At 70.2% G+C, this 6,000-nt stretch carries 10 protein-coding genes; 6 read left to right on the forward strand and 4 right to left on the reverse strand.

Annotated features, from left to right (window positions below; genetic code table 11):
- Nucleotides 1-242: 242 nt before the first annotated feature.
- Both ACZ5ON_RS18930 and ACZ5ON_RS18935 read right to left on the reverse strand, forming a co-directional pair.
- Nucleotides 243-494, reverse strand: coding sequence for a hypothetical protein (locus ACZ5ON_RS18930; RefSeq protein ID WP_465593435.1), 252 nt, complete (start codon nt 492-494; stop codon nt 243-245).
- Entirely contained in the window at nt 469-1,149 is a 681-nt protein-coding gene (locus ACZ5ON_RS18935) for a hypothetical protein (RefSeq protein WP_465593438.1), read from the reverse strand. The genes ACZ5ON_RS18930 and ACZ5ON_RS18935 overlap by 26 nt, the downstream gene beginning before the upstream one ends.
- A 109-nt stretch (nt 1,150-1,258) precedes the next feature.
- On the opposite strand from ACZ5ON_RS18935, the gene ACZ5ON_RS18940 reads away from it, so the two are divergent.
- From ACZ5ON_RS18940 to ACZ5ON_RS18955, 4 genes are all read left to right on the forward strand, one after another.
- Nucleotides 1,259-1,696, forward strand: a complete 438-nt coding sequence (locus ACZ5ON_RS18940) for an Hsp20/alpha crystallin family protein (protein WP_465593441.1) — start codon at nt 1,259-1,261, stop codon at nt 1,694-1,696.
- Nucleotides 1,697-1,812: 116 nt separating this feature from the next.
- A complete protein-coding gene (locus ACZ5ON_RS18945; protein WP_465593444.1) occupies nt 1,813-2,106 on the forward strand; it encodes an STAS domain-containing protein in 294 nt (97 codons plus the stop codon).
- Between the two features lie 54 nt (nt 2,107-2,160).
- Nucleotides 2,161-2,565, forward strand: coding sequence for a DUF2267 domain-containing protein (locus tag ACZ5ON_RS18950; RefSeq protein WP_465593447.1), 405 nt, complete (start codon nt 2,161-2,163; stop codon nt 2,563-2,565).
- Nucleotides 2,566-2,617: 52 nt separating this feature from the next.
- Complete coding sequence (locus ACZ5ON_RS18955; RefSeq protein WP_465593450.1) at nt 2,618-3,019, forward strand: DUF2267 domain-containing protein; 402 nt, start codon at nt 2,618-2,620, stop codon at nt 3,017-3,019.
- A gap of 58 nt (nt 3,020-3,077) precedes the next feature.
- Here ACZ5ON_RS18955 and ACZ5ON_RS18960 read toward each other — a convergent pair whose 3' ends face one another.
- Nucleotides 3,078-3,422, reverse strand: a complete 345-nt coding sequence (locus ACZ5ON_RS18960) for a helix-turn-helix domain-containing protein (protein ID WP_465593453.1) — start codon at nt 3,420-3,422, stop codon at nt 3,078-3,080.
- A 161-nt stretch (nt 3,423-3,583) separates the two neighbouring features.
- Between ACZ5ON_RS18960 and dnaK the strand changes: the two genes are divergently transcribed.
- On the forward strand, nt 3,584-5,437 hold the full coding sequence (gene dnaK / locus ACZ5ON_RS18965; RefSeq protein WP_465593456.1) for a molecular chaperone DnaK: 1,854 nt from the start codon (nt 3,584-3,586) through the stop codon (nt 5,435-5,437).
- Nucleotides 5,434-5,700, forward strand: coding sequence for a hypothetical protein (locus ACZ5ON_RS18970; protein WP_465593459.1), 267 nt, complete (start codon nt 5,434-5,436; stop codon nt 5,698-5,700). Before dnaK ends, ACZ5ON_RS18970 begins: the two co-directional genes overlap by 4 nt.
- An 81-nt stretch (nt 5,701-5,781) precedes the next feature.
- Here the strand turns inward: ACZ5ON_RS18970 and ACZ5ON_RS18975 are convergent.
- Nucleotides 5,782-6,000, reverse strand: a 219-nt coding sequence (locus ACZ5ON_RS18975) for an SDR family oxidoreductase (protein WP_465593462.1), incomplete at its 5' end; no start/stop codon positions are given.

Consider the following 6,000-nt stretch of genomic DNA (forward strand, 5'->3'; position numbering starts at 1 on the left):
CACCGCCAGCCTGTCTGGCGGGTGCAGCCTTGGCAGGCCCGGCGGACTCCTGGTGTACGCCCGGGGTTGTCACCCGGGCCGTCGCCGGGGACAGCGATCCGAGTCGTCTCCGCCCCCGCCCGGTCGGGCTGACAGGGGGGCGAGTGATCTCCGTCGTGAGGCCGCGACATTGCCGGGCTCGCGGGAATCTCGGCCTGCTGAAGGGTTTCTCCCAACGCGCCGTTGTCCGCATGCGGGCCCCCTCAGTACCCGGCGTTGTCGTGCACCGCGCTGGTCCCGGACTGCGGTGCGATGTCCTGTTTGTCCTGCGCCAAGGAGGTGCGGAGGGCTTCGCGTATGGCTTCCAGGCGTGCGAGGCAGACGTCCATCGAGGCGATGGCGGCGCCGCTGTCGGTCCGCATCCGGCGTCCGACGGCTTCGAGCTGGTTCTCGATCCGCTGCCAGCGCGCCTCCGCGGCGGCCAGGGGGTCAGGCGCGCTGCTGGTCGCTGTCATGGCGCAGCTGATCGGTGTGCTGGGCGAGGTCGTCGAGGCGGTGGGCGATCCGGGGGTGATGGCTGCCGAGGTGGGGGCGGATGGCGGCCAGGGGTGTGAGGAGTTCGGCGGCGTCCGGGGCGCCGAGCGCGGTGTGGAGGTCATTGAGCGCGGGGCGGGCAGCCGGGGTGAGGTCGCTCAGGGCGGTGACCTGGGCGGCGAGCCGGCGCAGGTCGGCGGCGTTCGCACGGGCCCAAGTGGTGACGGCGCGTTCGGCGGCGCGCCGGTCGCGGACCGCCTTGACCCGTCCGGCGCCGGTGGGCGCGCCCGGGTCGGTGGCGGGCTTGAGGCGCAGGTAGCGGTTCTCGGCGGCCTGGCGACTGGCGACGCCCATGGGCTGGGCGAGGTCGGCCCAGGTGGCGCCCGAGGCACGGGCGGCTTCCACCAGCGGGGCCTCCCAGCTGGCGAGTTCGGTGCGCAGCTCGCGCAGCAGGAGCAGGGTGGCCAGTGCCTGCTCGGGGCTGGCCTGGGTGGTGGGCGGGGTCGTGGCGTGGGTGTCCTGGGCGGTACGGACGGCTTTGTTTATGGCGGCGAGCGCCGCGGCGGCGGCGAGGAAGGACGCCGGTCCGGCCGGCGGTGTGCCGCCGGTGGCGGGTGCTCCGGGCCGCTTTCCCATCGGTGTCACTCCTTTAGCGACTTTGGGGTTTGTCATCGGATGGATGACATGTTAGAACGGTTTCAGGTGAAGCGCACTGGCACCCATCGATCAGTGGAGGTGTTTCGCGATGCTGATGCGCACCGATCCGTTCCGCGAGCTGGACCGGCTGACCCAGCAGTTCCTGGGGGCGACGACGGGCACGTGGTCGCGGCCGACCCCGATGCCGCTGGACGCCTACCGCGCCGGCGGCGAGTACGTGATCTGCTTCGACCTGCCGGGGGTGGACCCGGAGGCGATCGACATCGATGTCGAGCGGAACATGCTGACCGTCAAGGCCGAACGGCGTCCCCGCCACGAGGGCGAGGATGTGAAGTGGGAGCTGTCCGAGCGTCCGCTCGGCGTGTTCTCCCGGCAGGTCATGCTCTCCGACACGCTCGACCCCGAGGGGATCAGTGCCGACTACGACTCCGGCGTGCTGACGCTGAAGATCCCGGTCGCCGAGAAGGCCAAGCCCCGCAAGATCGCCATCGGCCACAGCGGAAGCCGCAAGGAGATCAAGGCCTGACCGCGTCCCTGTGCCGTTCCGCGCCGCCCGCACCCCCCGGGCGGGCGGCGCGGAACATTCCCGCATCCGGCCCTGCATCCCCCGGTCCGGCTCGGCCAGTACCGGCCGATGAGACCGTGAGCGATGGGCGGCCGACACCGTTCGTGGTGAGGGCCGGCGGTGAGATCGACCTTGCCGCCGCCCCGCGGCTTCGCCACCGGCTGTCCGCGGCGCTTGAGGCGCATCGGGAGGTGGTGCTCGACTTGTCGGAGGTGACGTTCGTGGACTGCTCGGGTCTGGGTGTCCTTGTCCAGGCCCGCAACCAGGCCGACCGGTACGGCGGCCGGCTCTTCCTGCGCGGCGTCGGCGGGCCGGTGGCCAGGCTGCTCAGGCTCACCGGCCTCTATCGCCGCCTGGCCGCCGGGCCCTGACCGGCCCCGCACCTGGCCGGCCCGGTCCGTGCCGGGACGAAGGGAGGATTCGCGGTGACTCTTCGATGGGAGGCGTTCTTGGACCGGGTCCAGGAACGCGGCGAGTACGACATTGCTCAGGATGCCGACCGCGCGGCCCGCGTCGTGCTGGCCCTGCTCGGCGCCCATCTGGTCGGCGACGTGCGCGCGGAGCTCGCGGCGCGTCTGCCCGAGACCTTCGCTCTGATCTTGCTGAACCCCTTGCAGGCCGCCGAACCGCTCAGTCCCGAACGGTTCGTGCGCGCCACCGCTGCCTGGATCGAGGGGGCCACCGAGAAGACCGCCGTGTGGGACATCGGGGCCGTCCTGTCCACGGTGGCCGACGCCGCTGGCGACGAGCTGATGGAGCGCGTCCTGTTCCAGCTTCCGCCCGGCTACGACGTCCTGTTCGGCCGCCCCGCCCCCGGCCACCGACCCTGACCCTTTTCGTGCCGCCGCCCATGCCGCGGCGGCCCGCCCGGAAGGCACGCCCATGACCCGGCACCGCCGCCTGATCCAGCAGGTCCGCCAACTCGGCCGCTATCCCAGCGACGAGGAAGCCGAACGCGTCCTGGACACGGTCCTGGCCGTCCTCGGCTCCCAGCTCACCGGCGACGAACGCTGCGAGCTGGCCGCCACGCTCCCCGAGCGGGCCCGCGCCGTCTTCGCCTCGCAGATCCCCCTGCCCGAACCCGTCGCCGCCCCCGCCTTCGTCGAAGCCGTCGCCCGGGCCCTGAACACCAGCCTCACCAGTGCCCGTTGGGACGCCTCCTCCGTCCTGGCCGGCCTCGCGATGCTCGGTGGCGAGCGGCTCACCGACCGCCTCCTCGCAGGCCTGCCCCGCAGCTACGCGCTCCTATTTGGCCGCGCCGACCTCACCCCTGCCGCCGCCTGAATCCCGCCCGGGCGGGAACCCGCCGGCGCGCCCGGTCGCGCGAGGCACCCGCCCGGTGCTACGCGGATGCGTGTCCATTGCCGGGGGTCCGGTCCAGGTCGGCCTCCAGTTCCTCCACCCGGGTCTGGAGATCGAGTACCCGGCGCGCGCCTTCCAGGGTCAGTCCCTCGCTGATCAACTTCACCAGGGCGGCGACCCGGTCGATCTCCCGGCGCGAGTACCTGCGCTGGCCGCCCGCGGAACGCACCGGCACCACCACGCCCTGCTCGTCCAGCCGGCGCAGAAAGGCCACATGGACATCCAGCATGGCGGCGACCTGCCCCACCGCGTAGAGCGCCGCATCCGGGTCGTCGATCGGCAGCACCACGATCTCACCTCGCCGCGCATGAAACCTCACCTCCATGTTACAGATTCCCTCCAGCCCCAGCCATGCGTTGCGCCGCCCACATCCGCATGGGTGCCGCGCGGCGGACAGCCCAAACACAGACTTGACATGATGCGACTCAAGTTTTATGTGTCGGTATAGGGAAGTTCTGTACGTGAATGCGATGAAGGAGGTCGGAGATGACTCGCGGAGTCGGAATCGATCTCGGAACGACGAACTCGGTGGTCTGCGTGCTGGAGGGTGGTGAGCCGGCCGTCATCACGAACACCGAGGGCGCGCGCACCACCCCGTCGGTGGTGGCGTTCGGCAAGGGCGGCGAAGTGCTCGTCGGCGAGGTCGCCAAGCGCCAGGCCGTCACCAACGTGGACCGCACCGCCAGGTCGGTGAAGCGCCACATGGGCGAGAGCGACTGGCACTTTCCGGAGAAGGGGGACGTGGACGGCAAGCGGTACACCGCGCAGGAGATCTCGGCGCGGGTGCTGCAGAAACTGAAGCGTGACGCAGAGGCATACCTGGGTGAGGAGGTCACCGATGCGGTGATCACGGTGCCGGCGTACTTCAACGAGTCCCAGCGCACCGCGACCAAGGAGGCCGGGGAGATCGCGGGCCTGAAGGTGGCGCGGATCATCAACGAGCCGACCTCCGCCGCGCTGGCGTACGGGCTGGACAAGGAGAACGACCAGACGGTGCTGGTCTTCGACCTGGGCGGCGGTACGTTCGATGTGTCGCTGCTGGAGATCGGGGAGGGCGTGGTGGAGGTGAAGGCCACCTCCGGCGACACCCACCTGGGCGGTGATGACTGGGACCAGCGGATCGTCGACCATCTGGTCCAGCAGTTCAAGAGCGGCTACGGCATCGACCTGTCCAGGGACAAGATGGCCGCACAGCGTCTGCGCGAGGCCGCCGAGAAGGCGAAGATCGAGCTGTCCGCCGCCACCGAGACGACGATCAACCTGCCCTACATCAGCGCCTCCTCCGAAGGGCCGCTGCACCTGGACGGGAAGCTCACCCGCGCCCAGTTCGAGCAGATGACCGCCGATCTGCTGGAACGCTGCGAGGGCCCCTTCCACCAGGCCGTGAAGGACGCCAAGATCAAGGTCTCGGACGTCGACCACGTCATCCTGGTCGGCGGCTCCACCCGGATGCCGGCCGTCACCGACCTGGTGAAGAAGCTCACCGGCAAGGACCCGCACAAGGGCGTCAACCCGGACGAGGTCGTCGCCGTCGGCGCCGCCCTGCAGGCCGGCGTGCTCAGGGGCGAGGTCAAGGACGTCCTGCTGCTGGACGTCACCCCGCTGTCGCTGGGCATCGAGACCAAAGGCGGCATCATGACCAAGCTGATCGAGCGCAACACCACAATCCCGACCAGGCGCTCGGAGGTCTTCACCACCGCCGAGGACAACCAGCCCTCGGTGACCGTGCAGGTGTACCAGGGCGAGCGCGAGATCGCCGCATACAACAAGAAGCTCGGCATGTTCGAACTCACCGGCATCGCCCCGGCTCCGCGCGGCGTGCCGCAGATCGAGGTCACCTTCGACATCGACGCCAACGGCATCATGCACGTCGGCGCGAAGGACCTCGGCACCGGCAAGGAGCAGAAGATGACCGTCACCGGCGGCTCCGCCTTGCCCAAGGACGACATCGACCGCATGATCCGCGAGGCGGAGCAGCACGCTGAGGAGGATCGCCGCCGCAAGGAGGCCGCCGAGGCCCGCAACCAGGGCGAGCAACTCCTCTATGGCACCGAGAAGTTCCTCAACGACAACCAGGACAAGGTACCCGCCGACGCGAAGAGCGAGGTCGAGACGGCCTTGGCGGACCTGGGGGAGAAGCTCAAGGGCGAGGACACCGCCGCGATCCGCGCGGCGAGCGACAACGTCGCCCGGGTCAGCCAGAAGCTCGGCCAGGCCCTCTACGCCCAGACCGCCCCCGGTGCACCGGGCGGCGCGACCGGCCAACAGGGCACGGAGGGGGAGGAAGTCGTGGACGCCGAGATCGTGGATGAGGACGAGCACAAGGGAGGCGCCGCATGACCACCCCGCCCAGGCCGAGCAAGAGCACTGAAGACCAGCGCCCGCCGGTGGTCATCCGCGACAAGCGGCGCATCGACCCGGACACCCTGCAACTGCGTGATGTCGGCACGAAGCGGCCGACCGAGCCCGAGGGACGGGAGCACCCTGGCGGCACCGACAGCGCCCTGCTGGCCGGTGGTGCCGCACCCCCGCCCGGACAGATCCCCGCAGAGGCCGGCGGTGAGACGCTAAGTGGTCGGCTCCGGAAGTCCTTCGGGGGTTGACTTCGGATCTCGTGCTGTGCGTGGTGTCTTGCCAGGTGTAAAGGCGGCGAGTTCAAGTAGGCCGTTCGAGGCTGAACGGCGCTACCGCGTGGTGAAGGCGCCTCCGTTGACGTGGATAGTCTGTCCGGTGATGTGCCGGGCGCCCGGGGAAGCGAGGAAGTAGGCGGTCTGGGCGATGTCGTCGACCGTGCCCGGTTGCTTGTTCTGCGTCTCCTCCACCAGCGCACGGTGGCGTTCGTCGCTCAGCTGGCCGCGGAAGAAGTTGGTGTCTGCGATGTAGCCCGCGGAGATGACGTTGCA

The organism is Kitasatospora sp. NPDC032150 (assembly GCF_055579945.1).

What these genes read in the sequence shown, in the direction of transcription:
- ACZ5ON_RS18930 (WP_465593435.1), bottom strand. Translation starts at nt 494, where the DNA reads ATGACAGCGACCAGCAGCGCGCCTGACCCCCTGGCCGCCGCGGAGGCG.
- ACZ5ON_RS18935 (WP_465593438.1), bottom strand. Translation starts at nt 1,149, where the DNA reads ATGGGAAAGCGGCCCGGAGCACCCGCCACCGGCGGCACACCGCCGGCC.
- ACZ5ON_RS18940 (WP_465593441.1), top strand. Translation starts at nt 1,259, where the DNA reads ATGCTGATGCGCACCGATCCGTTCCGCGAGCTGGACCGGCTGACCCAG.
- ACZ5ON_RS18955 (WP_465593450.1), top strand. Translation starts at nt 2,618, where the DNA reads ATGACCCGGCACCGCCGCCTGATCCAGCAGGTCCGCCAACTCGGCCGC.
- ACZ5ON_RS18960 (WP_465593453.1), bottom strand. Translation starts at nt 3,422, where the DNA reads ATGGAGGTGAGGTTTCATGCGCGGCGAGGTGAGATCGTGGTGCTGCCG.
- dnaK (WP_465593456.1), top strand. Translation starts at nt 3,584, where the DNA reads ATGACTCGCGGAGTCGGAATCGATCTCGGAACGACGAACTCGGTGGTC.
- ACZ5ON_RS18970 (WP_465593459.1), top strand. Translation starts at nt 5,434, where the DNA reads ATGACCACCCCGCCCAGGCCGAGCAAGAGCACTGAAGACCAGCGCCCG.